This window comes from Antarcticimicrobium luteum, assembly GCF_004358185.1.
GTDB lineage: Bacteria > Pseudomonadota > Alphaproteobacteria > Rhodobacterales > Rhodobacteraceae > Antarcticimicrobium > Antarcticimicrobium luteum.
The window spans coordinates 24,143-46,554 of the sequence record NZ_SMUV01000055.1; the positions used below are offsets into that span (position 1 = coordinate 24,143).

Annotated in this window: 16 protein-coding genes; 7 read left to right on the forward strand and 9 right to left on the reverse strand. The window is 67.4% G+C overall.

The genetic code is table 11. From position 1 onward, the window contains the following. Positions 1-103: 103 nt before the first annotated feature. From E1832_RS05955 to E1832_RS05970, 4 genes are read right to left on the reverse strand one after another with little or no spacing between them, the layout of a single operon-like run. Positions 104-613 (reverse strand): aminomethyltransferase family protein, encoded by a 510-nt coding sequence (locus E1832_RS05955; protein ID WP_133358819.1) that lies wholly within the window; start codon positions 611-613, stop codon positions 104-106. Beyond that, positions 606-3,404, reverse strand: coding sequence for an FAD-dependent oxidoreductase (locus tag E1832_RS05960; protein WP_133358820.1), 2,799 nt, complete (start codon positions 3,402-3,404; stop codon positions 606-608). The genes E1832_RS05955 and E1832_RS05960 overlap by 8 nt, the downstream gene beginning before the upstream one ends. Next, positions 3,401-3,667 carry a sarcosine oxidase subunit delta gene (locus E1832_RS05965; RefSeq protein WP_133358821.1) on the reverse strand — a complete coding sequence of 89 codons (267 nt, stop codon included), beginning with the start codon at positions 3,665-3,667 and terminating at the stop codon, positions 3,401-3,403. The genes E1832_RS05960 and E1832_RS05965 overlap by 4 nt, the downstream gene beginning before the upstream one ends. Positions 3,668-3,676: 9 nt before the next feature. Further along, complete coding sequence (locus E1832_RS05970) at positions 3,677-4,930, reverse strand: sarcosine oxidase subunit beta family protein (protein WP_133358822.1); 1,254 nt, start codon at positions 4,928-4,930, stop codon at positions 3,677-3,679. 109 nt (positions 4,931-5,039) lie between these two features. Between E1832_RS05970 and E1832_RS05975 the strand changes: the two genes are divergently transcribed. Further along, positions 5,040-5,684 carry a TetR/AcrR family transcriptional regulator gene (locus E1832_RS05975; protein ID WP_133358823.1) on the forward strand — a complete coding sequence of 215 codons (645 nt, stop codon included), beginning with the start codon at positions 5,040-5,042 and terminating at the stop codon, positions 5,682-5,684. A 126-nt stretch (positions 5,685-5,810) separates the two neighbouring features. On the opposite strand, the gene E1832_RS05980 is transcribed toward E1832_RS05975, so the two are convergent. Genes E1832_RS05980 through E1832_RS05995 form a run of 4 tightly spaced genes read right to left on the reverse strand, consistent with a single transcriptional unit; the run spans position 5,811 to position 11,693 of the window. Continuing rightward, on the reverse strand, positions 5,811-6,965 hold the full coding sequence (locus E1832_RS05980; RefSeq protein ID WP_133358824.1) for an ABC transporter permease: 1,155 nt from the start codon (positions 6,963-6,965) through the stop codon (positions 5,811-5,813). Further along, on the reverse strand, positions 6,962-7,990 hold the full coding sequence (locus E1832_RS05985) for an ABC transporter permease (protein ID WP_133358825.1): 1,029 nt from the start codon (positions 7,988-7,990) through the stop codon (positions 6,962-6,964). The genes E1832_RS05980 and E1832_RS05985 overlap by 4 nt, the downstream gene beginning before the upstream one ends. Positions 7,991-8,002: 12 nt before the next feature. Next, the gene (locus E1832_RS05990; protein WP_133358826.1) at positions 8,003-9,928 is read right to left on the reverse strand and encodes an ABC transporter substrate-binding protein; all 1,926 of its coding nucleotides are present in this window, start codon (positions 9,926-9,928) and stop codon (positions 8,003-8,005) included. Beyond that, positions 9,921-11,693 carry an ABC transporter ATP-binding protein gene (locus E1832_RS05995; RefSeq protein ID WP_133358827.1) on the reverse strand — a complete coding sequence of 591 codons (1,773 nt, stop codon included), beginning with the start codon at positions 11,691-11,693 and terminating at the stop codon, positions 9,921-9,923. The genes E1832_RS05990 and E1832_RS05995 overlap by 8 nt, the downstream gene beginning before the upstream one ends. 232 nt (positions 11,694-11,925) lie before the next feature. Here E1832_RS05995 and E1832_RS06000 point away from each other — a divergent pair, with 232 nt between their 5' ends. From E1832_RS06000 to E1832_RS06015, 4 genes are all read left to right on the forward strand, one after another. Further along, positions 11,926-12,411 (forward strand): class I SAM-dependent methyltransferase, encoded by a 486-nt coding sequence (locus E1832_RS06000; RefSeq protein WP_133358828.1) that lies wholly within the window; start codon positions 11,926-11,928, stop codon positions 12,409-12,411. A gap of 150 nt (positions 12,412-12,561) precedes the next feature. Continuing rightward, complete coding sequence (locus E1832_RS06005) at positions 12,562-13,959, forward strand: bifunctional enoyl-CoA hydratase/phosphate acetyltransferase (RefSeq protein ID WP_133358829.1); 1,398 nt, start codon at positions 12,562-12,564, stop codon at positions 13,957-13,959. Further along, positions 13,956-15,098: an acetate/propionate family kinase gene (locus tag E1832_RS06010; protein WP_133358830.1), complete on the forward strand. Its 1,143-nt coding sequence runs from the start codon at positions 13,956-13,958 to the stop codon at positions 15,096-15,098. The genes E1832_RS06005 and E1832_RS06010 overlap by 4 nt, the downstream gene beginning before the upstream one ends. Positions 15,099-15,181: 83 nt before the next feature. Continuing rightward, positions 15,182-15,811 carry a glutathione S-transferase family protein gene (locus E1832_RS06015; RefSeq protein WP_133358831.1) on the forward strand — a complete coding sequence of 210 codons (630 nt, stop codon included), beginning with the start codon at positions 15,182-15,184 and terminating at the stop codon, positions 15,809-15,811. Positions 15,812-15,832: 21 nt separating this feature from the next. Here E1832_RS06015 and E1832_RS06020 read toward each other — a convergent pair whose 3' ends face one another. Beyond that, a complete protein-coding gene (locus tag E1832_RS06020) occupies positions 15,833-19,255 on the reverse strand; it encodes an indolepyruvate ferredoxin oxidoreductase family protein (RefSeq protein ID WP_133358832.1) in 3,423 nt (1,140 codons plus the stop codon). A gap of 143 nt (positions 19,256-19,398) precedes the next feature. On the opposite strand from E1832_RS06020, the gene E1832_RS06025 reads away from it, so the two are divergent. Together E1832_RS06025 and E1832_RS06030 are read left to right on the forward strand one after the other, a co-directional pair. Continuing rightward, positions 19,399-19,857 carry an Lrp/AsnC family transcriptional regulator gene (locus E1832_RS06025; protein WP_133358833.1) on the forward strand — a complete coding sequence of 153 codons (459 nt, stop codon included), beginning with the start codon at positions 19,399-19,401 and terminating at the stop codon, positions 19,855-19,857. Positions 19,858-20,092: 235 nt separating this feature from the next. Next, entirely contained in the window at positions 20,093-22,393 is a 2,301-nt protein-coding gene (locus E1832_RS06030) for a FecR domain-containing protein (RefSeq protein ID WP_133358834.1), read from the forward strand. Positions 22,394-22,412: the final 19 nt, after the last annotated feature.

The following is a 22,412-nucleotide window of genomic DNA, read 5'->3' on the forward strand; positions in this document are numbered from 1 at the left end:
ATGCAATCGCCTGCCGACAGTGCATTGCTCTGCGATGCACGAGAGGCGCCCTGCGGGCTTGATTCCGCGCTGGGGTGCTTAGCTTGGAGGGCGGCTCAGAGGCTTATGCGGACCGCTGCATCTGTCCCATATGCGCCGCCAGCATCTGCCACAGCGCCTGCGCATGGGCGCGGGGGACATGCAGACAGAAGCGCTCCTCATTTTCCCAGGGGTAGAGAAAGGCCGAAAGCCCGAACATCTGTCTCGCCACCGAGCGGGAGGGCCGCGCCAGCGACACCTCCGTCCCCCTCCGGCAGAGCGCCAGAGCCTGCGGTCCCTCGATCCGGAACACCGCATAGGCGTCGCTCACATCGGTCACCGCCTGCACTCCGTCCCAGCCCTCTTCCCGAGCGGGGCCGTCCACCTCCAGCACCCGGTCGCGGCGCAGGCAGAGGGTATAGGGCGCGCCCGTCACCACATCCGGCCAGCCTGCCCCCGGCATCCGCGCCAGCACATCCGGCGCGCTGATCAGCAGTTGCCGCGTCGGCCACACCCGCGCCACGGTCATGCCCATGCCGGTCAGCGGCTGGCTGTCATCCGGCGGCGCGTCCCATTTCCGGCTGTCGTCACGCATCGAGCCGCCCTCCTTCCGGGTCCAGCGCGCAGGGCGGCGCGACGGTCGCGGTGCGGACCTGCCCCATATGCCAGACGGTGACGGTTTCGCCCTGCCGCGCCGCGCCGCGTTCCAGCAGCGCCAGCGCGATGGGGCGGTCCAGCGTCGGGCTGAAATAACTGCTGGTGATGATCCCCTCCGATCGCGGCCTGTCGCCGGTCACCAGATGCGCGCCGGTCGGCAGGGTTGGCGAGCCTTCGGGCGCAGTCAGCCCGACCAGTTGCCGACGGTTCGGGTCATTGGCCGCCTCGGTATGCAGGCCCCGGTCGCCGACGAAGGCGCTCTTTTTCTTCAGTCGCGGAATGCCAAAGCCCAGATCCTGCGGCATGGTCTCGCCATCGGTATCCTTGCCGACGACGATAAAGCCCTTTTCCGCCCGCAGCACCGAGAGCGCCTCGATCCCGATTGGCCCGGCGTCATGCTGCGCCCCGGCGTCGATCAGCGCGGTCCAGAGATCGGCGGCTTTCGTGGCGCGCAGCGACAGCTCGAAACTCACATCGCCGGTGAAGCTCACCCGCGCCACGCGCAGCGGGCTGCCCGCGAAGTCGCTCTCGCGCAGGGTCATATGCGGGAAGGCCGCACGGGTCAGGTCCAGTGGCAGCCCCAGCGCGCCGACGATCTCCCGCGCCTTGGGGCCGGTCACCGTGACCGTCGCCCAATGTTGCGTCGCGTCATGGACAAAGAGGCGGTCCGGATCGTTGCCGTCCTGCCGCCAGCTCTCCAGCATCGCCTCGACGCCATCGACATGGGCGGACGAGCAGGAGATCACGAACCGCTCCGGCCCCAGCCGGGCGATCACCCCGTCGTCATAGATCGCGCCGCTTTCGGTCAGCATGAAGCCATAGCGGATATGGCCCGGCTGCAGCGTGGCGATGGTGTTGTAATAGATGAAATTGACGAAAGCCTCCGCATCCGGCCCCATCACCTCGATTTTTCCGAGCGGCGAGCCGTCGAAGATCCCCGCGGTTTTCCGCGCCATCAGAACCTCATCCCGCACCGCCTGATCGGCCGGTTTCGGCCCGTACCAGCCGGGCCGCAGCCAGCCGCCGTATTCGCCCAGCGCCGCGCCCGCCTGCCGGTGCTGCGGCTCCAGAACCAGCCGTTTCAGCGGGTTCAGAAGCTGCCCGCGCCGCGCCCCGTGATAAAGCTCCAGCGGAACCGGCACGAAGGGCGGGCGGAAGGTGGTGGTGCCCACCTCTGGAATCGGTTTGCCCTGAATGGCTGCCATCGCCGCCAGACCGGCCATGTTCGAGGTCTTGCCCTGATCGCCGGCCATGCCGAGGGTGGTGTAGCGCTTCAGATGCTCGACCGAGATGTAGTTTTCCCGCGCCGCCAGTTCGACGTCCTTCAGCGTGACGTCGTGCTGGAAGTCGATCCATTGCCGCCCCTTCGTCCCCGGCTCGGGCCAGAGCGGACGGATGGAATAGCTGTTGCCAGTGGGCGCAGCGGGCTTGCCCAGAGCCGCCGCGCGGGCCTCCGCCAGCGCAGGCTCCAGATCGAATGTGCCGTTCGCTGCGCCGATGGCCATCATCCCTTGCGGAGCAGCGCCGGGGACGAAGGCGGATTTTTCGTCGCTCCAGTCCAGCTTGCCGCCCGCGTGGCGCCACAGGTGCACCACCGGGGTCAGCCCGCTGGAGACCAGCAGCGTGTCGCACTCGAGGCGCTTCTCGCCCATCCGCACCCCGCTCAGACGCTTGCCGCCGAGGGCGCGGATCGGGCCTGCGCCCGGGTCGGCCTCGGTCACCTCGGCGCCTGCCGCGCGCAGGGCCTCGATTGCCGCCTCCCCCGCGCTGTTGTTGGACAGCACCGCGATGCGCCGGCCCACCAGCACGCCATAGCGGGTCAGATACTCGGCGGCGGCTTGAAGGGACATGACCCCGGGGCGGTCGTTGTCGGCAAAGGTCATGGGGCGGTCGAGCGCGCCGGTGGCCATCACCACGCGCCGCGCCCGCATCCGGGTGAGGCGCGGCGCGCGGGCGAAACCGCGCTCGGTGGCCAGCCCGACAAGTCCGTGATCGTAGACACCGAAGGCGGTGGTGCCCGTCAGGATGCGGCCACCATTTTTGGCAATGGTGGCTCCTTGCTCGGTGACCCACTCCGCCCGGGCTTTGCCCTCGACCGACTCGCCGCTGCGGTAAAGCCCGCCGCCCAGCTCGGGATGATCCTCGACCAGAACAACGTCCTGCCCGGCCTCTGCGGCTGCGCGCGCCGCCGCCAGACCGGCCGCGCCGCCGCCGACCACCAGAAGATCGCAGGCGTCATGGATCTGATCGGCGACGTAATCGGGGATTTCCTTGCCGTCGAGCGCGCCAAGGCCCGCCATGCGCCGGATCGAAGGCTCGAACAGGTGCCAGTCGGGCCAGATGAAGGTCTTGTAATAGAACCCTGCCCCAAGCCAGCGGTGCAGCAGGTCGAGCCCGCCTTTCACGTCGCGCCGAGCGCTGGGCCAGGCGTTGACCACGCGGGCCTCCATGCCCTCGACCAGCGGCGTTGTGGTGGCGGGACAATTTGGGATTTCGTTGCCTTCGAGCGCCACATCGAAGATCGCGTTCGGGTCGTCGAACCACGCCCCCCAGACGCCGCGTGGGCGGTGGTACTTGAAGCTGCGCCCCAGCACCCTCACCCCGTTCGCCAGCAGCGCCGAGGCCAGCGTGTCGCCGGGATGGCCGGTATAGGCGCGCCCGTCGAAGCGGAAACGCAGGGTGGTGCCCCGGTCGATCAGCCCGCCGCTCTCTGTTCGCCGCCCGGTCATGCGCCCGCCTTTCGGAACGCGGTGGTGCCGAGCACCTCCATGCTCACGCTGTCGCGCTCCATCACGAAGACTTCGCGGCAGGGCAGGTGCATCCAGACCTCGCGCACCCGGCCCTTGTCGTTGCGCCGGTCATAGAGGTAGGCGGCCCAATCGGCTTCACTGACCGCGCCCGTGGTGTCGGGCCGGGTCTTGCCGGCCTCGGCCGCGAAGTGAAATTCCCGCTCGTCGCGCGGGCCGCAGAAGGGGCAGGGGAACAGCTGCATCTTATCCTCCTAATGCGCGATGCCGGATGCCGCGCCCTCGTCGATCAGGTGGCCGCCGGCAAAGCGGGCCTTGTCGAAGGGGCGGGAGATTTCGTGGTGCGCGCCGGTGGCGAGCAGATGGGCAAAAAGGTAACCGCCCGCCGGAATCGCCTTGAACCCGCCGGTGCCCCAGCCGCAGTTGACGTAAAGCCCCTCGACCTCCGATGGCCCGATGATGGGGGAGCTGTCGGGGGTGACATCGACGATCCCGGCCCAGTGGCGCAACAGCTTCACCTTGGCCAGCATCGGCGCCATCTCGATCAGGCCGCCCAGCACATCCTCCTGCACCGGCAGGTTGCCGCGCTGTCCGTAAGAGGGGATGCGGTCGAGTCCGCCGCCGATCACCAGCCCGCCCTTGTCCGACTGGCTGAAATAGGTGCCATAGGCGGGAGAGAAGGCGACGGTGTCGATCACCGGCTTCAGCGGTTCGGAGACGAAGGCCTGCAGCGCGTAGGACTGGATCGGCAATGTGTAGCCCGCCAGTTTCGCCAGCACCGAGGAATGGCCCGCCACCGCCGCGCCGATGCGATCCGCGCGGACCTCTCCCCTGGTGGTGGCGACACCCACGGCGCGGCCGGCCTCGGTGATCACATCCGTCACCTCGCAGTTCTGGATGATGTCGACGCCGAGCTGGTCGGCGCCGCGCGCCAGACCCCAGGCCACCGCATCGTGGCGCGCGGTCCCCGCACGGCCCTGCCAGGTGGCGCCGTGGATCGGGTAGCGGGCGTCGGGGGCGAAGTTCAGCAGCGGCGCGCGCTTGCGGACCTGATCGGCGTTCAGAAGCTCGGCATCGGTGCCGTTGAGCTGCATCGCGTTGACCTGGCGGGCGGCCATTTCCATCTCCGGCTCGGAATGGGCCAGCACCAGCATTCCGCGCTGCGAGAACATGATGTTGAAGTTCAGCTCGCGCGACAGGGTTTCGTAGAGTCTGACCGACAGATCGTACAGTGCCGTGCTGGCCGGATAGTAGTAGTTCGAGCGGATCACCGTGGTGTTGCGCCCGGTGTTGCCGCCGCCGAGCCAGCCCTTTTCCAGCACCGCCACATTGGTCACGCCGTGATTTTTCGCCAGGTAATAGGCGGTGGCCAGCCCGTGTCCGCCGCCGCCGATGACGATCACGTCATAGCGCGGTTTCGGATCGGGCATGTGCCAGGCCGGGGCCCAGCCGCGATGGCCGCGCAGCCCCTCGCGCAGCAGGGTCAGGGCGGAATATCGCTTGCTCATGGTGTCCCCGTGGTCGCCCGGTCGAGTCTCTCCCGATCCGGGTTGAGCATAGGCGGGTGCTCGATTACGTTCAACTGTGTACATAATTGCGAGAAAAAGGGGGGGCGTGGTGAGCGACGGCGGCAGGAAACGCGGGCGGGGGCCCGGGCGCACCACGCGGGAGGACTGGCTGCGGGTGGCGCTGGAGGTGCTGGTCACGGACGGGATCGACGGGGTGCGGGTGCTGGATCTGGCGCGCAAGCTCGATTGCGCGCGCTCCAGTTTCTACTGGTATTTCGAGAATCGCGATGCGCTGCTCGACGCGCTGCTTGCGCATTGGCAGTCGACCAACACGCGGGCGTTGGTGGAGAGCGCCGGGGCCCCGGCGGAGACGATAAATTTCGCGGTGGCGCATCTGATGGCGCGCTGGGTGGGGCCGGGGCAATTCGACACCCCGCTGGATCTGGCGGTGCGCGACTGGTCGCGGCGGTCGGCGCGGGTGCGGCGGGCGGTGCAGGCCTCGGATGCGGCGCGGATCGCGGCGATTGCGGGGATGTTCGCGCGGTTCGGCTATCCGGCGGCGGAGGCGGAGGTGCGCGGCCAGATCCTGTATTTCCATCAGTTCGGATATGACGCGCTGGACCGGCGCGAGGATTGGCAGACGCGGCTGAGCCGGAGCCGGGATTACCTTTATTGCCTGACCGGCGTGGTGCCAAAAGCCGAAGAGGTGGCGGCGTTGAACGATGAGGTCAGGGCGGCGTTGCAGGGACGGTGAAGTCCGGCGCTAGCGCGTCTCTCGGCGATTGCATGCAATGCACGAGAGGCGCCCTGCGGCCTTGTTCCGCGCAGGGGTCTTATACCCATAGCCAGTGCCCGCCCGTGGTGCAGGGCGGGGCGTCGCTCAGCTCTCGTAGGGGTCCAGCGAATCCCGCAGCCCGTCGCCGAGGAAGTTGAAGGCCAGCACCACCACGATGATCGGCAGCATCGGGATCGCGGTCCAGGGATAGATCTCGATCGAGGCGAGGTTCTGGGCGTCGTTCAGCATCACCCCCCAGCTCACCGCCGGCGCCCGCAGCCCGAGCCCGAGGAAGGACAGCGCGGTTTCCCCCAGGATCATCGCCGGGATCGACAGCGTCGCCGAGGCGATCAGGTGCGACATGAAGTTGGGCAGCAGGTGCTTGCGGATCACCCGGCCGGAGCTGGCCCCCATCATTTCGGCCGCGCGGACATATTCCTCTTCTCTCAGCGACAGGAATTTGGCCCGTACCGAACGGGCCAGCCCCGGCCAGTCGAGAATGCCGAGGATCACCGAGATGATGAAGAACACCGCGACCGGCCCCCAGTTCGACGGCACCGCCGCCGACAGCGCCAGCCAGAGCGGCAGTTCGGGCAGAGAGCGCAGAATCTCGATCACCCGGTTGATCACCCAGTCGATCCGCCCCCCGAAATAGCCCGCGACAGAGCCGAAGCTGATGCCCAGCACGAAGGAGACGGTGATGCCGATCAGACCCACGGTCAGCGACAGTTGCGCGCCATAGAGGATGCGGCTGAACACGTCACGCCCCAGGCGGTCGGCCCCCCAGAGGAACAGCGTCGCCCCCTCCGGCGCGCAAAACAGATGCGTGTCGCTCTCGATCAGCCCGGCCAGCCGATAGCTGCCGCCGGCACAGAAGAACTCCAGCGGCATCGGGCGGGTTTCGTCGGCCAGGAATTTCCACTGAAAGGTTTCCAGATCCGCCTCGGCCACGATGGGATAGACGAAGGGGCCGATAAAGGCGCCCTCGTGAAAGAAATTCACGCTCTGCGGCGGCGCATAGAGATGCTCGGACAGCCGCTCGTTCGGGGTATAGGGCGCGATGAACCCGGCAAAGGGCAGCATCAGGTAGCTGAGCAGCAGGAAGATGCCGGAATAGAGCCCCAGTTTGTGCTGGCGGAACTTGCGCCAGATCAGCAGCCAGTTGGGCGCGTCGAGATCGCGCCGCTCGAGCTGCTGGATGCTGGCCTGCGGATCATAGGGGGCGTCGTCGACATAGCGTCCGTCGGGGAGTTGGGTCATGCGTCGCGCCCCTCGTATCGGATGCGCGGATCGAGCAGGACCAGCAGCACGTCGGAAATCATCGTGCCCATCAGTGTCAGCAGGGCGACGAACATCAGCACGAAGGCGGACAGGAACTGGTCCTGGGTTTTCAGCGCGGTCAGCAGCGTCGGGCCGATGGTCTGCAGCCCCAGCACCACCGAGACCAGGACCGAGCCCGAGACCATCGCCGGCAGCAGGTTGCCGATGTCGGCGACGAACGGGTTGAAGGCCACCCGCAGCGGGTATTTCGCCAGCATCCGGCTGGGGCTCATGCCCTTGGCGATGGCGGTCTCGACATAGGGTTTGCCCAGCTCGTCCAGCATGTTGGCGCGCAGCCGCTGCATCATCGCCGAGGCGCCCGAGGTGCCGATGACAAAGGTCGGCACGATCAGGTGGATCAGGATCGACCTGGCCTTGTCCCAGCCCATCGGCTGCCCCTCGTAGGCGGGGTCCATCAGCCCGCCGATCGGCAGGTTGAAATACTTGTGCCCGTAATAGAACAGGATCAGCGCCAGCAGGAAGTTCGGCGTGGCCAGCCCCAGATACCCGACGAAGGCCGAGGTGTAATCGATCCAGGTTTTCGATTTGGCCGCCGCCAGAACCCCCAGCGGCAACGCCACTATATAGACGAAGAGCACGGCGGCGAGGTTGACCAGCACGGTCAGCCACAGGCTTTCGCCGACGATTTCGGACACCGGCTGGTCAAATTCGAAGGACCAACCGAAATTGCCCTGGATCAGGCCGGAAAACCCGTTGGGGCCGGGCATGAAGCCGACCCAGATCATGTATTGTTCCCAAAGCGCGCGGTCGAGCGCGTATTCCTTGCGCAGGAACTCCGCCTTGGCGACGCCGGCCTCCTGGCCGCTGGCCCGCAGCTCGGCGATCTGGTTGCTGAGGTAATCGCCCGGCGGCAGGTTGATGATCACGAACACCAGCACCGAGACCACCAGCAGGGTCAACAGCATGGTGGCAAACCGATAGATCGCATAGCGCAGGATAAGCATTCGCCGCCCTCGTCAGCCGCCGTCGGCGAAAAAGAATTCATCCGGCCGGTGGATGCCGAAATGTGCCCCCGGATCCCAGGCCCAGAGGCCCTTTTCCGGGACGTTGCGCAGCCGTTTGCTCACCACGATGGGCTGCGGTGCCTCGGCCAGAATACCGATGCCATAGACCTGCTCGGCATGGATTTCCAGCATCTCGCGCCAGGCTGCGCTGCGCTCTTCGTCGGTGCTGGCCTGTTCCCAGTCATGCGCCAGTTCCATCAGCCGTTGCGCCGGTTCCATGTCGGGCGGCTCGCCCGCCTCGCCGCCGGTCTGGTAGTATTGGCCCCATTTCGGCCAGGCCAGAAACTCCTGCTGCCGCGGCGCCAGATAGTCGGGCGAGGTATAGGGCTGCGGGATGCCATTGTCCCAGCCATACCAGACCGAGGCCATCGAGGTGCCGGCGAAGACCCGATTGCGCAGGATGTCGCGGTCGAGCGGGCGCATCACCAGCTTGACCCCGATTTCGCGCCAGGTATCGGTGATGATCTGCAGCGCGTTCTCGACCTCCTGCCGCTCGCCGGCGGTTTCGATCACCAGCTCCATCCGGCGCCCGTCGGGCAGCAGGCGGGTTCCGTCGCCCTGGCGCTGGTCGAGCCCGGCGGCGTCCAGCAGCGCGTTGGCCTGATCGGGATCATAGGCGGCCCAGGCCGCGCGCAGCGCCTCGTCGAAGAACGGGCTGTTCGGCAGCACCGTCATCGCGCCGGGTTTGGCCAGCTTGAAATAGAGCGCGCGGTTGATCGTGCCGCGGTCGATGCCCAGCGACAGCGCCCGGCGCACCCGGACGTCGCGCAGCACCGCGCGCCAGACCGGATCGTTGTAATTCAGGTTGGGATAGATGGCGATCTGCGACGCCACGCCGGTGGGCCAGAGCAGCGTGCGGTAGGTGCCGCCATCGGCCTCGCCCTTGCGCAGGATCGAGATGTCGCGGAAATCCAGACCGCGGCCCTGCAGATCGGCCTCGCCGGCGTTGGCCTTGGCCGCGACCAGGCCGCCGGCGACGATCTCCATCTCGACCACGTCGATATAGGGCAGCTGCACGCCGTTGGCGTCGATGCGGTGATAGAACGGGTTGCGCACGAACAGGTGGCGGATCTTCTTGCCCGAGGTGGCGTTCATCCAGGGGTGCAGGGTGGGCAGCGCGCTGTTGTCGAACTTGTACATATTGTCGAGCTTGTTGTGCAGCGCGGCCCAGCTTTTCACCCGGGCGTCCTTGACCGCTTCTTTCAGCGTTTTGGGGTCGGCGTATTTCACATGATATTGTTTCAGGAAATGCGCCGGCCGGAAAATGAACGGCGGCCGCGCCTGGGCCAGCGTCTGCAGGAAACTTGGGTTGGGCGCGCTCCACCGGAAAACCACTGTGGTCTCGTCGGGGAAGCTGACCTGCGGCAGCTGGCCTTCCACGCGCAGGAAATCGGGCGGACCGGCGGGGCTGAGCGCGGAGTTGTTGGCGACGTCGTCCCACCAATAGGCGAAATCGGCCGAGGTGAAGGGGGCGCCGTCCGACCATTTGTGCCCAGGGCGCAGATGCAGGGTAAAGGTGCGGTTGCCTTCGTTCTCGAAGCTTTCCAGCAGGTCCGGGGCAAGGTTGTAATTCTCGTCATACCCCACCAGCCGGGCATAGCCGTAGACCACCATCTGGCGGATGTCCTTGCTGCGCGTGACCATGGTGCGCAGGGTGCCGCCGGGGGTTCCCAGCGCGCGGCCCCTTGCCTCCAGGTCCACCACCAGCGGCGTTTGCGGGATCCGCTCTTGGACCGGGGGCAGATCGCCGGCGGTGACCTCCTCCTGCCAGAAGACGCTTTCCTGCAAGGGGGGCAGGGCGGCGGCGGCCAGCGGGACCAGCGCGGCGGCCAGCGCGGCGGCAGAGAACAGGACGAACCTGCGGGGGCAGTCAAACATTGCAACGTACCTTGTGGCCGGGTTCCAATTCGGTAAGCGACGGTATCACGGTCTGGGAAAAACGAAAGGCGTCGGGCCAGCTCTCGGGGGCGCCGGCGCCGAGCGCGACCAGCTTCAGGTCGATGGGCCGGTCGATGTCCGGGGTTGGCTGGGCGGCGATCAGCGCCTTGGTATAGGGGTGTTTGGGGTTGTAGAACAGCGTATCGGGGGGGGCCTGTTCGACCACCAGACCCTGGCGCATCACCGCGACCTCGTCGGCGATGCGGGCGACCACCGCCAGATCGTGGCTGATGAACAGATAGGACAGGCCCATGCGGTCGCGGATGTCCTCGAGCAGCGTCAGGATCTGTTCCTGCACCGAGACATCCAGCGCCGAGGTCGGCTCGTCGCAGACGATCAGCGAGGGGTCGAGCATCATCGCCCGCGCGATCGACAGGCGCTGGCGCTGGCCGCCGGAAAAGGCATGCGGGTAACGTTGCAGCATGTCGCCGCTCAGCCCGACCTGTTGCAGCATCGCGGCGGCGCGGTCGCGCCGCTCGGCCCGGGTGCCGATGCCATGAATCTCGAGCGGTTCGGTGAGCGCGTCGAGCACCCGCATCCGCGGCGAGAGCGAGGAATAGGGATCCTGGAACACCATCTGCGCCTCGCGCTGGAAGGCGGTGCGCTGGGCGCGGGTCATGGCGTGCACCGTGACCGCGTCGCGGTTCGGATCGGGACGGAACAGAACCTCGCCCCCCGGATCGGGCGGTTCGGCCCCCAGCGCGATGCGCGCCGCCGTGGTCTTGCCCGAGCCGCTTTCGCCGACGATGGCGAGGGTCTTGCCGCGCGGCAGCTTCAGATCGATGCCGCGGCAGGCGTGGATCTGGATGTCGGGTCGCCAGGCCGAGCCGGCGCGCATCGTATAGGTCTTGGAGACATGTTTCAGTTCGAGGATCAGATCCTCTTTGTCCAGCGGCGGGGCCGGCGACGCCTCGGCCGGGATCGAGGGCGCGGCGTTGAACAGCTGTTTGGTATAGGGGTGCGCGGGCGCCCGCAGCACCGCCTCGGCGGCGCCGGACTCCATCACCGCGCCGCGATGCATCACAACCACCTGTTCGGCCATGTTGGCGACCACGCCAAGATCGTGGGTGACCAGGATCAGCCCCATGCCGGTTTCCCGCTGCAGATCCTTGATCAGCCCCAGAACCTGCGCCTGGGTGGTCACGTCGAGCGCAGTCGTGGGTTCGTCCGCGATCAGCAGATCGGGCTTGGCCACCATCGCCATGGCGATCATCGCCCGCTGGCGCATACCGCCGGAGAGCTCGAACGGGTAGGAGCGGAAGGCGCGCTCGGGGTCGGGGAAGCCGACCCGTTCGAAGGTATCGAGCACCTGGCGTTTGGCGTCGCTGTCCGAGGCGCCGCGATGCAGCCAGAGCACCTCGCTCACCTGGTTGCCGATCCGGTGCAGCGGCGAGAGCGAGCGCATCGGCTCCTGAAAGATCATCGAGACCTGGTTACCGCGCACATCGCGCATGCGCCGTTCGCTCAGCCCGGTCAGATCCAGCGTCTTGCCGCCGGTATGCAGGCTGATGCGGCCGCTGCGGATCTGCGCGACGCGCGGCAGGATTCGCAGTACGGCACGGCAGGTCACCGTCTTGCCCGATCCGGATTCGCCAACCAGCGCCAGCGTCTCGCCGGGGTTCAGCGCAAAGCTGACGTCGCGGACGACCGCCTCGCCCTTGCCAAAGCCGATGCTCAGATTCTCGACTGACAGCAGGGGGGGCATTCAGCGCCGCCCGCCCGGATTATCTTTGTTCAGCCGCAATCTCTTACCCCCTGCAGGTGCCTTTGGCGTACCTTCGCGTGACGGCGGCCAACTAGTCAAACCCCAATTGCCGGTTTCGCCCGGCTGTCACCAATGCCCGCCGCCTGCGGGACACAGGATGACGATACCGGGCTACACATTGGGCCGCGCATTTGGCATGAGGGGGCAGTCATCGCCGCAAGGAGCCCCCCGGATGAGCCGACTGGATGTTTTCATCGACCGCATGGTGTCGCAGCGCGCCTGCCTGGATTTCGCCATCGCCGAGACCGCCGCGCTGCCCGGGCCGGTGTTCGAGCTGGGCCTGGGCAACGGACGCACCTATCATCACCTGCGCGAAAAGGTGGCGGGACGCGACATCTACGTGTTCGAGCGCGCCATCGCCTCGCACCCCGATTCGACGCCGGACGAGGCCTTCGCCATTCTCGGCGATGTGATGGCGACGCTGCCGCAGACGCTGGCGCGCTTCGGCCCCACCGCCAGCCTGATCCATGCCGACCTGGGCGGGCATAACCTGGCCAAGAACGATGCCTTTGCCCGCAAGGTCTCGCCGCTGATCGAGCCTCTGCTGGCCAAGGGCGGGCTGATGGTCTCGTCGGACCGGATGTATTTCGATGCGCTGGAGGACCGGCCGCTGCCGCCGGGCGCGGTGCCGGGGCGCTGTTTCATCTATCGGAAATAGGCGGCAGAACGCCCGGCGCCGCATCGTCGTGCACCCTGTCGCCACCCCGGCGGCGCGCGCGCCCTTGCCGGATCGTCCCGGGGCCGGTTTAACGGAACTGTCACTCGCGCACGGTAGCCGGGGTGAGGACAGGACAAGGAGGCCGAGGCGATGACGGCAACGCCCATTCATAATGTGCCCTTCGACCAGCTCGAAATCGGCATGGAGGCGGCGCGGACCCGCACCCTGCGGGCCGAGGATCTGTTCATCTTTGCCAGCAGTTCGGGCAATGTGAACCCGATGCACCTTCCCGACGAGGACGGCGACGGCGACGGCAAGCCCGAGGCGGTTGCGCCGGGGATGTGGGTCGCCTCGCTGATCTCGGCGGTGCTGGGGTGCGATTTGCCGGGGCCGGGCACGCTCTATCACAGTCAGACGCTGCGGTTTGTCGGCCGGGCCCATGCGGGCGACACGCTGACCGTCCGGGTGCGGCTGACCGCAATGGCGCCCGACCGGCTGGTGACATTCGACACCTGGATCGAGAATGAGACCGGCGTCCGCATCCTGGAGGGCGAGGCGCAGGTCTTTGCCCCGGAAAAGGCGCTGAGCTTTTCCGCCGGGGATCTGCCGGGGCTGACGCTGCAGCGGCATGTGCATTTCGACCGGCTGCTGGCGATGGCCGAGCCGCTGCCGGCGATTCCCACCGCGGTGGTCGCCCCGGAAAAACCCGATGCGCTGGCCGGTGCGATCCTGGCCGCCGAACATACGCTGATCGATCCGATCCTGATCGGCCATGCCGAGCGCATCGCCGAGGCGGCCGCAGAAGGGGGGATCGACCTGACGCCCTATCGCATCGTCGATGTGCGCGATCACCGGCTGGCGGCGCAGGAGGCGGTGCGCATGGTGCTGGCGCATGAGGCGGCGGCGCTGATGAAGGGGCATCTGCACACCGACATCCTGCTGAGCGAGGTGGTCAAGCGCGACGGTGGGCTGCGCAAGGGCGGCCGGCGGCTGAGCCATGTCTTCGTGATGGATGTGCCGGGGCTCGACTACCTGCTGATGGTCACCGACGCGGCGATCAACATCGCCCCCGACCTCGCCACCAAGGCCGATATCGTGCAGAACGCCATTGATCTGGCCCTGGCGCTGGGCATCGAAGAGCCCCGGGTCGGCGTGCTGTCGGCGATCGAGACGGTCAATCCCGCGATCCCCTCGACGCTGGACGCCGCGGCATTGTCGAAGATGGCCGAGCGCGGCCAGATCACCGGCGGGCTGGTGGACGGGCCGCTGGCGATGGACAACGCGATCAATCTGGGCGCGGCGGCGACCAAGGGCATCCGCTCGCTGGTGGCGGGACGGGCCAATATCCTGGTCGCGCCCAATATGGAATCGGGCAACATGCTGGCCAAGGAGCTGACCTTTCTCGCCCATGCCGAGGCCGGCGGCGTGGTGATGGGCGCCAAATGTCCGATCATCCTGACCAGCCGGGCCGATGACGACAAGGCGCGGCTGGCCAGTTGCGCGGTGGCGGCGCTGGCGGCGGAGTTCGCGGCGAGGGCGGGCGGATGAGCGTGATCCTGACGCTGAACGCGGGCAGTTCCTCGATCAAGTTCGGGGTGCATGAGACCGGCGACGAGCCGCCGTTGCTGACCTCGGGGCAGGTCGAGAACCTGGGGCCGCTGGCGCGGCTGAGCCTCGCCGGCGCGCCGGTGCAGGAGATCGGGCCGGCTGATCACGGCGTGGCGTTGCAGGCGATCCTGCGGGCGGTGACGCCGGTGCTGGAGGGACGTGAGGTGCGGAGCGTCGGTCACCGGATCGTGCATGGCGGCAAGAGCTTTGGCGACCCGGTGGAGCTGACATCCGGGGTGATCGACCAGTTGCGGGCGCTTGAGCCGCTGGCGCCGCTGCATCAGCCGCATAACCTGGCCGCCGTGGACGCGGCGCGCACGGCCTTTCCCGAGGCGCTGCAAGTGGGGTGTTTCGATACCGCCTTTCATCGCGGCCACCCGTTCGTCAACGACGCCTTCGCGCTGCCGCGCCGGTTCTACGATCAGGGCGTGCGGCGTTACGGGTTTCACGGGCTGAGCTATGATTACATCACCTCCTGCCTGAAGCGGGACTGGCCCGGGCTGGCAAAGGGCCGGGTGGTGGTGGCGCATCTGGGCAATGGCGCCTCGATGTGCGCCATCCGGGATGGCCACAGCGTCGGCTCGACCATGGGGTTCTCGGCGCTGGACGGGCTGCCGATGGGCACCCGCTGCGGCCAGCTCGACCCGGGGGTGCTGCTGTACCTGATGGCGCAGGGCATGGGCGCGGCCGAAATCGAGCGCATCCTTTATCACGACAGCGGCCTCAAGGGGCTGTCCGAGATCAGCCACGATATGCGCACCCTGCTGGCCAGCGACGATCCGCGCGCGGCCGAGGCGGTGGAATACTATGTCTTTCGCATCCGGCGCGAGCTGGGGGCGATGGCGGCGGTTCTGGGCGGGCTCGACGGCGTCGTCTTTACCGGCGGCATCGGCGAACATGCCGCGCCAATCCGCGCCCGGGTGATCGAGGGGATGGGGTTTCTCGGGCTGGATCTCGATACCGGGGCCAATGCCAGCGATGCCACCCGCATCGGCACCGGCCCGGTCGAGGTGCTGGTGATCCCCACCGACGAGGAACAGGTGATCGCCCGTGCGGTGAGCCGCGCGCTGGCAGGGTGAAGGGACGTCCCGTCACCTTCGCATGAAGGGCTTATCCCGGCGTCGCCGCGCGTCTATCCTGCCCCGAACAGGAGGAGACGCGCATGATTTTCTATGATTGTTCCACCGCGCCCAACCCGCGCCGGGCCCGCATGTTCATCGCCGAAAAGGGGCTGGCGATCGAGACCCGCGACATCTCGATCGCCAAGGGCGAGCAGTTGTCGGAGGAGTTCCTCAAGGTCAATGCGCGCGGCACGATCCCGGTGCTGGTCACCGACGACGGCACGGTTCTGGCCGAGAACCTCGGCATCGCCGCCTATCTGGAGGCCGCTTTCCCCGAGCCGCCGCTGATGGGTGTCAGCCCCGAGGAAAAGGGGATGGTGATGATGTGGAACGCCATTGTCGAGCAGCAGGGCGGGCTGCCGATCGCCGAGGTGCTGCGCAACACCAGCCCGCACATGAAGGGCCGCGCCATCCCCGGACCGCTGGATTTCGAACAGATCCCCGAATTGGCCGAGCGGGGCCGCGCGCGCGTCGGCTTTTTCTTTGACCAGCTGGAGGAGCGGTTGCAGCAAAGCCCCTATCTGGCGGGGGACACCTTTTCGCTGGCCGATATCACCGGATTTGTCTTCGTCGATTTCGCCCGGGTGATCCGAACACGGATTCCGGAGGGCAACGCGGCGACGCTGGACTGGTTCGAGCGGATCAGGGCGCGGCCGAGCGCGGCGCTCTGACCGCGCCCGTTTTCCGGGGCCTTAGCGCAGGCGCTGGAGCGCTGCCTCGGCGTCGCGACGCGCCTGTTGCGCCGCCTGCATCCGCACCGGGCCATAGCCGCGGATGTCCATCGGGGCGTTGAGGATGGCGGTGCATGCCTCTGCGCGCTCGGGCGCATAGGCGGCGGCGACCCGGTCGAGCGCGCCCTCGTACCAGGCCAGCAATTCGCGGTGCAGCCGCGCCTCGGCGTGGTGGCCGAAAGGGTTGAGTGCGCTGCCGCGCAGGCCCTTCATCCGGGCCAGCAGGCGGAAACCCTTGCCCATCCACGGCCCGAACCGGCGTTTCAGCGGGCGTCCGCGGGCGTCCTTGCCGCGGGACAGCAGCGGCGGGGCGAGATGGTAGTGCACCTTGAAATCGCCGTCGAACTGCTGGTTCAGCTCGGCCGCGAATTTCGGGTCGGCCATCAGGCGGGCGACCTCGAACTCGTCCTTGTAGGCCATCAGTTTGAACAGGGATTTGGCCGCGGCGCGCAGCATATCCTCCGGCGCACCGGGGCATTCGGTGCGGAATTTGTCCAGTTTTGTACGGTAGCGGGTGGCATAGGCGGCGTTCTGGTATTCCTCCAGAAACCCTGACCGCCGGTCGATCATCTGCGCGAGCGTTTCCGGTTCGGGCCTGTCCTCGTGATAGGCCGCCGCCAGCTTGTCGGGCGCCGCGGCCAGAATTCGGCCGATGGCAAAGGCGGTGCGGTTGGCCTCGATTTGTACGCCGTTCAGCCCGATCGCCTGGTTCAGAGCCTCGGCGCTGACCGGCACCAGCCCGTTTTGCCAGGCAAAACCCAGCATCATCACATTGGCGAAGACGGACTCGCCCAGCAGCTTTTCGGCGGCCGCGTTGGCGTCGAGGGTGGAGAGGTTGTGCGCACCCACGACGCCCGCGATCACCTCTTCGCGGCGGTCCACCTTGAGCTGCGCGTCGCGGTGCAGCACCAGATCGCCGGTTGGCATCTCGGCCCGGTTCAGCGCCATTTTCGTGCCCTTGCGGTAATGCGCACTGGCCTTGGAGGCGGAACTGACGACGATGTCACAGCCGATCACCGCATCCGCCGCGCCCGGCCCGATGCGCACCTGGTTGATCGCCTCGGGGCTCTTGCCCAGGCGGATGTAGCTGAGCACGGTGCCGAATTTCTGTGCGAACCCGGTGAAGTCGAGCACCGAGCTGCCCTTGCCCTCAAGATGCGCGGCCATGGTGATCAGTGCGCCGACGGTGACGACGCCGGTGCCGCCGACCCCGGTGACCAGCAGATCAAACGGGGTGTCGAGCGCGGGCAGGTCGGGGGCGGGCAGGCTGCCCTCCAGCCCAAGGAAATCCAGATCGGCCGCCGCGCGCTTGCGCCGGGTGGCGCCCTCGACGGTGACGAAGCTGGGGCAGAAGCCGTTCAGGCAGGAAAAATCCTTGTTGCAGGAATTCAGGTTGATCTTGCGCTTGCGGCCCAGCGGGGTTTCGCGCGGCTCGACGCTGAGGCAGTTGGAGGCGATGGAGCAATCGCCGCAGCCCTCGCAGACCAGATCGTTGATCCAGGCGAACCGCTTTGGGTCGTCCATCGTGCCGCGTTTGCGCCGGCGGCGTTTCTCGGTGGCGCAGGTCTGCTCAAAGATCAGCACGGTGACGCCCGGGATCTCGCGCAGATCGCGCTGCACGGCGTCCAGCTCGGCGCGGTCGTGAAAGCTGGTGCCGGCTGGGAAATCGGCGCGGCTGAACTTGCCGATGTCGTCGGAGATCAGCGCGATCCGGCTCACCCCCTCGGCGCGGCAGGTCTGGGCGATGCCATGCACGCTGACCGGCCCGTCGACGGGCTGGCCGCCGGTCATGGCGACGGCGTCGTTATAGAGGATCTTGTAGGTGATGTTGGTGCGCGCCGCCACCGCCTGGCGGATGGCGAGGCTGCCGGAGTGATACCAGGTGCCCTCGCCCAGGTTCTGGAAGATATGCTTGCCGCCGGTGAACTTGCTGGCCGCCACATGCGGCACGCCCTCGCCGCCCATCTGGGCAAAACCGTAGGTGTCGCGGTTCATCCAGCTTGCCATGACGTGGCAGCCGATGCCGCTGGCGGCGCGTGAGCCGTCGGGCACTTTGGTCGAGGTGTTGTGCGGGCAACCTGAGCAGAAATAGGGGGTGCGGGTGGCGCCTTTGACGTTCAGCAGCGTGGGCGGGGTGTCGGTGAGCGCCTTGGCCTTGGCCGGCAGGCCCTCTTCGGGGAAGAAACGGTCGAGGCGCGCGGCCACGATCGGGACCAGCATCAGCGGGTCGAGCTCTCCGGTCCAGGGGATCAGCGGGGTGCCCTGGCTGTCGTATTTTCCGACCATCTTCTCGGGCTTGTGGCCGGGCCAGTCGTAGAAATATTCCTTGAACTGGCTCTCGATGATGCCGCGTTTCTCCTCGACCACCAGCACTTCGCGCTTCTCCCGCACGAAGTTCAGCGCGTCGCGGCGGGCCAGCGGCCAGACCATGCCGACCTTGTAGATGTCGATGCCGAGCCGGCGGCAGGCGGGCTCGTCCAGGCCGAGAAGGCGCAGCGCCTCCATCAGGTCCAGATGCCCCTTGCCGGTGGTGACGAAGCCGAAGCGCGCGTCGGGGATGTCGTAGACCGCACGGTCGATCGGGTTGGCCTCGACAAAGGCCTCGACAGCGTGGAGCTTGGCGTGGATGCGGGTCTCAATCTCGGCGCTGGGCAGGTCGGCGGCGCGGACGTGCAGGCCCCCGGGGGGCAGGTCGATCTGGGGCAGGGTAAAGGCGCGGTCGGGTTGCAGGGTGACCGAGCGAGCGGATTCCACGGTTTCCGAGATCGCCTTGAACCCCACCCAGGTGCCGGAGAAGCGCGACAGCGCCAGCCCGTATTCGCCGTATTCAAGATATTCCTCGACCGAAGCCGGGTTCAGCGTCGGCATGAACCAGGCCATGAAGGCGACGTCCGACTGGTGCGGCATGGAGGAGGAGACGCAGCCGTGATCGTCGCCCGCCACCACCAGCACACCGCCCTTTGGCGCCGAGCCATAGGCGTTGCCATGCTTCAGCGCGTCGCCGGAGCGGTCCACCCCCGGGCCCTTGCCGTACCACATGGAAAACACGCCGTCGTATTCGCAATCGGGATCGAGGCTGGCCTGCTGCGCGCCGAGAACGGCGGTGGCGCCCAGATCCTCGTTCACGGCGGGCATGAAGGTGATGCGGTCGGCCTCCAGCCGTTTGCGGGCACGCCAGAGTTCCAGATCGAGGCCCCCCAGCGGTGAGCCGCGGTAGCCGGAGACGAATCCGGCGGTGTTGAGCCCGGCGTCGCGGTCGCGGCGGGCCTGGTCCATCATGATCCGCGCCAGCGCTTGGGTGCCGGTGAGGAAAACGCGGCCGGAGGTGAAGTCGTAGCGGTCGTCGAGCTGATAGGTGCGAAACGCGGTTTCGGGGCGGGTCATGGCGGATTTTCCTCGGCGGATTCGGCTAGAAAGGGATCATGGCCCGCCGGAGCCGGAAAAATGTTTCATATTTCATGGGTTTTGGTGATTTATCGGTTAGACTTCCCAAAATTTACGGATTTCTGAAATAGGGTGTCACGCGCATGGAGCTGGATAAACGGGATCTCCACCTTCTCAGGCTGTTGCAGGAGGATTGCCGCAGATCAAATGCCGACCTGGCCGAGGCGGTGGGCATGTCGGCCTCGGCCCTCTGGCGGCGGGTGCGCGCGCTGGAAGAGGCCGGGGTGATCGAGCGCTATGGCGCGGTGGTGAACCCCGGTGAAATGGGGCTGGGGTTCGAGGCTATCGTGCATGTGCATCTGACCCGGCACGACCCGGACAGGATCGTCGAGTTCATCCGCGCTGTGGAGGCGAGCCCGGAGGTGCAGGAATGCTATGCCACCACCGGGCAGGCCGACTATCACCTGCGGGTGCTGTGCCGCGATCTGGAGGCCTACAACCGGTTTCTGGAGGGGTTCCTGTTCCGCCTGCCGGCGGTAAGCAGTGCGCAGACCAATGTGGTGCTGCGCACGATCAAGCGGAATCGGCCGGTTTCCCGGTAGGTATTGTTTCCAGGGTGAAAACGATCCCCGCTTGCTTTGGCTGTTGTGGAGGCTCAGGCGGTGTGGGACGATGCTAGGCCATTGTTAACCGAATTTGCTTGCCTCAGCGACTGCCGTTGCGTGAAGATGTGCGCAAAGTACAGATTATTTTCCATAGTTTGGCCCGCATTGGGGGGGCAGAGACTTGAAATTGCGCAGGGTCTCTTTATGGTTCGGGTGCCGCCGGGTTCCGGCGATGATTGCGCTTTGCGCGGCGGGGATCGCCCTGTCGCTGCCCGCCGCGGCCGAGACAGACCCGATCGACGCCCCGCCCGAGATGGTCCGGTTTTCCGACGGCGACACCATCCGCGGCATCGTTGGGGAATATCTGCGCGATCCCGATCTATGGCCGGTGGTGCTGGCGTTGAACAATATCGCCTCGCCCGCCGATCTGGTGCCGGGGATCAATCTGGCGCTGCCGGTGCGCCAGGTGTTTGCCGCCGACAGCGCGCTTCTGACCTCGTTGCAGGCGATCCAGAGGGCCACCGCCGAGGGGGCGCGGATCTTTGCGCCGACCGAGATCGGCAGCGCCATCGAGAGCCGCGACACGGCAATGTCCCACCGCGAGGAGGGGGCATGGCGGCAGGTGGTCAGTTTTGCCGGGGCGGCGACCGGCTATGCCGAGGAGGCGCTGGATATCTCGATCGCGCAGCGCGACCGCGCGGCCGAGGCGGTGGTCTCGGACGTGCAGGGGCGGGTCGAGGGGCGTGCACCGGCCGAGCCGACCTGGTCCAACCGCGCGCTCGATGACATTCTGGTGGAGTTCGAGCGGCTGCGCACCCTGTCCAACTCGACCACCCAGGTGACGTTCCGCGATCTCAGCCGGCTGCGGCTGAACCCCAATTCCAACGCCACCATCCAGCGCATGCGGTCCGACCCGCTGACCGGCGGCGAGGTGACCAAGGTGTCGCTGGCCGAGGGGGATTTCTATGCGCTGCTGAACCAGCTTTCGGACAAGACCGCGTTCGAGATCGAGGTGCCGGGGGTGGAGACGACCACCAATTCGGCCGATTTCTGGATCAAGAACGATGCCAGCGGCGCCCGGTTCGTCAATTACGACAGCCCCGGGCTGGAGATTGCCCGCGACGGCGACACCATCGTTGTGGGCCAGAACGAGGGTGTCGTTCTGACCGGCGCCGGGGCGCAGCGGGCGCAGGTTCTGGACAGTCCGCTCCTGGCGGCGCCGGCGGTGGGCGAGGTGATCTATACCGCCGCCGCCACATTGGACTGGGAGCCGGAGGAGGGCGCCGAGGGCTATTGGCTGGAGGTCGCGGCAGACCCGGGGTTCAACCAGATGAAAGTCACTGAATGGGGAATCCGCGACAGTGGTTTCCTGGCCGAAGGGCTGGCGCCGGCGCGCTATCACTGGCGGGTGGCGGCGCTGGACAAGCTGGGCCTGCCCGGCGCGTGGAGCACGCCGCGCGATTTCACCCTGCGGGTGGATGAGACGCCGCCGTTCCTGACGCTGCTGTCGCCGGCGGGGGACACGATCCTGACCGCGCCGCAGGTGGAGGTGCTGGGCGCCTCGGAGCCGGACGCGCGGCTGACGCTGAACGGCGCGCCGCTGCAGGTGGCGGGCGACGGCAGCTTTCTGGCCGCTCTGGCGCTGGCGCCGGGGGTGAACGCGATCACCGTTGCCGCGACCGACCCCGCAGGCAATGTCAGCACCCGCAGCCTGAACGTGGTCTATCGGCCGGCGGCGGCGGTTGAGATCACCCTGTCGGACAGTATCCCGCGGGTGGCGGGCGCGCTCGCCGCGCGCTCGGACAAGCTGTCGGTGATGGGGCAGAGCACCGGCGAGCCCGGCGCCGAGGTGGTGCTGCGGGACGAGGCCGGGGCGGAGGTTCTGCGCACCCGGCTGACGGCGGATCGCAGCGTCAGTTTCACGGTGCCGGTGGACGAGGCGCCGCGCGGGTACCGGATCGAGGTGCTGGCGCCGGGCGGCGCCGTCGAGGGCACGCTGGATTTCGCCGCGCTGAGTGACCGGTTGCCGCCGGAGATTTCCCTGGACCTGCCGCTGCCGCGCGCAACCGGCGAGGATCTGGTTCAGGTCAGCGGGCGCGCCGGCGACGCGGTGCGGCTGCAGCTGGACGGGACCGAGGTGCCGTTGACCGATGGCGCCTTTGACCTGACGCTGATGCTGAAGCCGGGCGAGAACGCCTTTGAGCTGGTGGCCAGCGACGCGGTGGGCAATGTGGCGGTGACGCCGCTGCGCACGCTGTACGATATCGAGCCGCCGGAGATCCTGCGCGTCGATCTGGGGCGCAGCCAGGGGCCGGACGGACCGATCGAGATCGTCGCCGAGGCGCGCGACGCCAGCGGGCTGCGCCAGGCGGCGCCGTTCCTGATCTCCATCGGCGGCGCGGAGGTCGAGGGCTTTCTGCGCTGCGACAGCGCCAGCGGCATCTGCCGCGCCAGCCTGCCGCCCGAGCCGGGCGCGCTGGAACTGATCGAACTGAGTATCGAGGATTACGCCGGGAACGCGGCGTTCGAGTAAGGACTGGCCGGCCGCCGCG

Excerpts from the sequence above, each read along its gene's own strand:
- E1832_RS05955 (WP_133358819.1), bottom strand. The coding sequence starts at position 613 with ATGCGTGACGACAGCCGGAAATGGGACGCGCCGCCGGATGACAGCCAG.
- E1832_RS05960 (WP_133358820.1), bottom strand. The coding sequence starts at position 3,404 with ATGACCGGGCGGCGAACAGAGAGCGGCGGGCTGATCGACCGGGGCACC.
- E1832_RS05965 (WP_133358821.1), bottom strand. The coding sequence starts at position 3,667 with ATGCAGCTGTTCCCCTGCCCCTTCTGCGGCCCGCGCGACGAGCGGGAA.
- E1832_RS05970 (WP_133358822.1), bottom strand. The coding sequence starts at position 4,930 with ATGAGCAAGCGATATTCCGCCCTGACCCTGCTGCGCGAGGGGCTGCGC.
- E1832_RS05980 (WP_133358824.1), bottom strand. The coding sequence starts at position 6,965 with ATGACCCAACTCCCCGACGGACGCTATGTCGACGACGCCCCCTATGAT.
- E1832_RS05985 (WP_133358825.1), bottom strand. The coding sequence starts at position 7,990 with ATGCTTATCCTGCGCTATGCGATCTATCGGTTTGCCACCATGCTGTTG.
- E1832_RS05990 (WP_133358826.1), bottom strand. The coding sequence starts at position 9,928 with ATGTTTGACTGCCCCCGCAGGTTCGTCCTGTTCTCTGCCGCCGCGCTG.
- E1832_RS05995 (WP_133358827.1), bottom strand. The coding sequence starts at position 11,693 with ATGCCCCCCCTGCTGTCAGTCGAGAATCTGAGCATCGGCTTTGGCAAG.
- E1832_RS06000 (WP_133358828.1), top strand. The coding sequence starts at position 11,926 with ATGAGCCGACTGGATGTTTTCATCGACCGCATGGTGTCGCAGCGCGCC.
- E1832_RS06005 (WP_133358829.1), top strand. The coding sequence starts at position 12,562 with ATGACGGCAACGCCCATTCATAATGTGCCCTTCGACCAGCTCGAAATC.
- E1832_RS06010 (WP_133358830.1), top strand. The coding sequence starts at position 13,956 with ATGAGCGTGATCCTGACGCTGAACGCGGGCAGTTCCTCGATCAAGTTC.
- E1832_RS06015 (WP_133358831.1), top strand. The coding sequence starts at position 15,182 with ATGATTTTCTATGATTGTTCCACCGCGCCCAACCCGCGCCGGGCCCGC.
- E1832_RS06020 (WP_133358832.1), bottom strand. The coding sequence starts at position 19,255 with ATGACCCGCCCCGAAACCGCGTTTCGCACCTATCAGCTCGACGACCGC.
- E1832_RS06025 (WP_133358833.1), top strand. The coding sequence starts at position 19,399 with ATGGAGCTGGATAAACGGGATCTCCACCTTCTCAGGCTGTTGCAGGAG.
- E1832_RS06030 (WP_133358834.1), top strand. The coding sequence starts at position 20,093 with ATGATTGCGCTTTGCGCGGCGGGGATCGCCCTGTCGCTGCCCGCCGCG.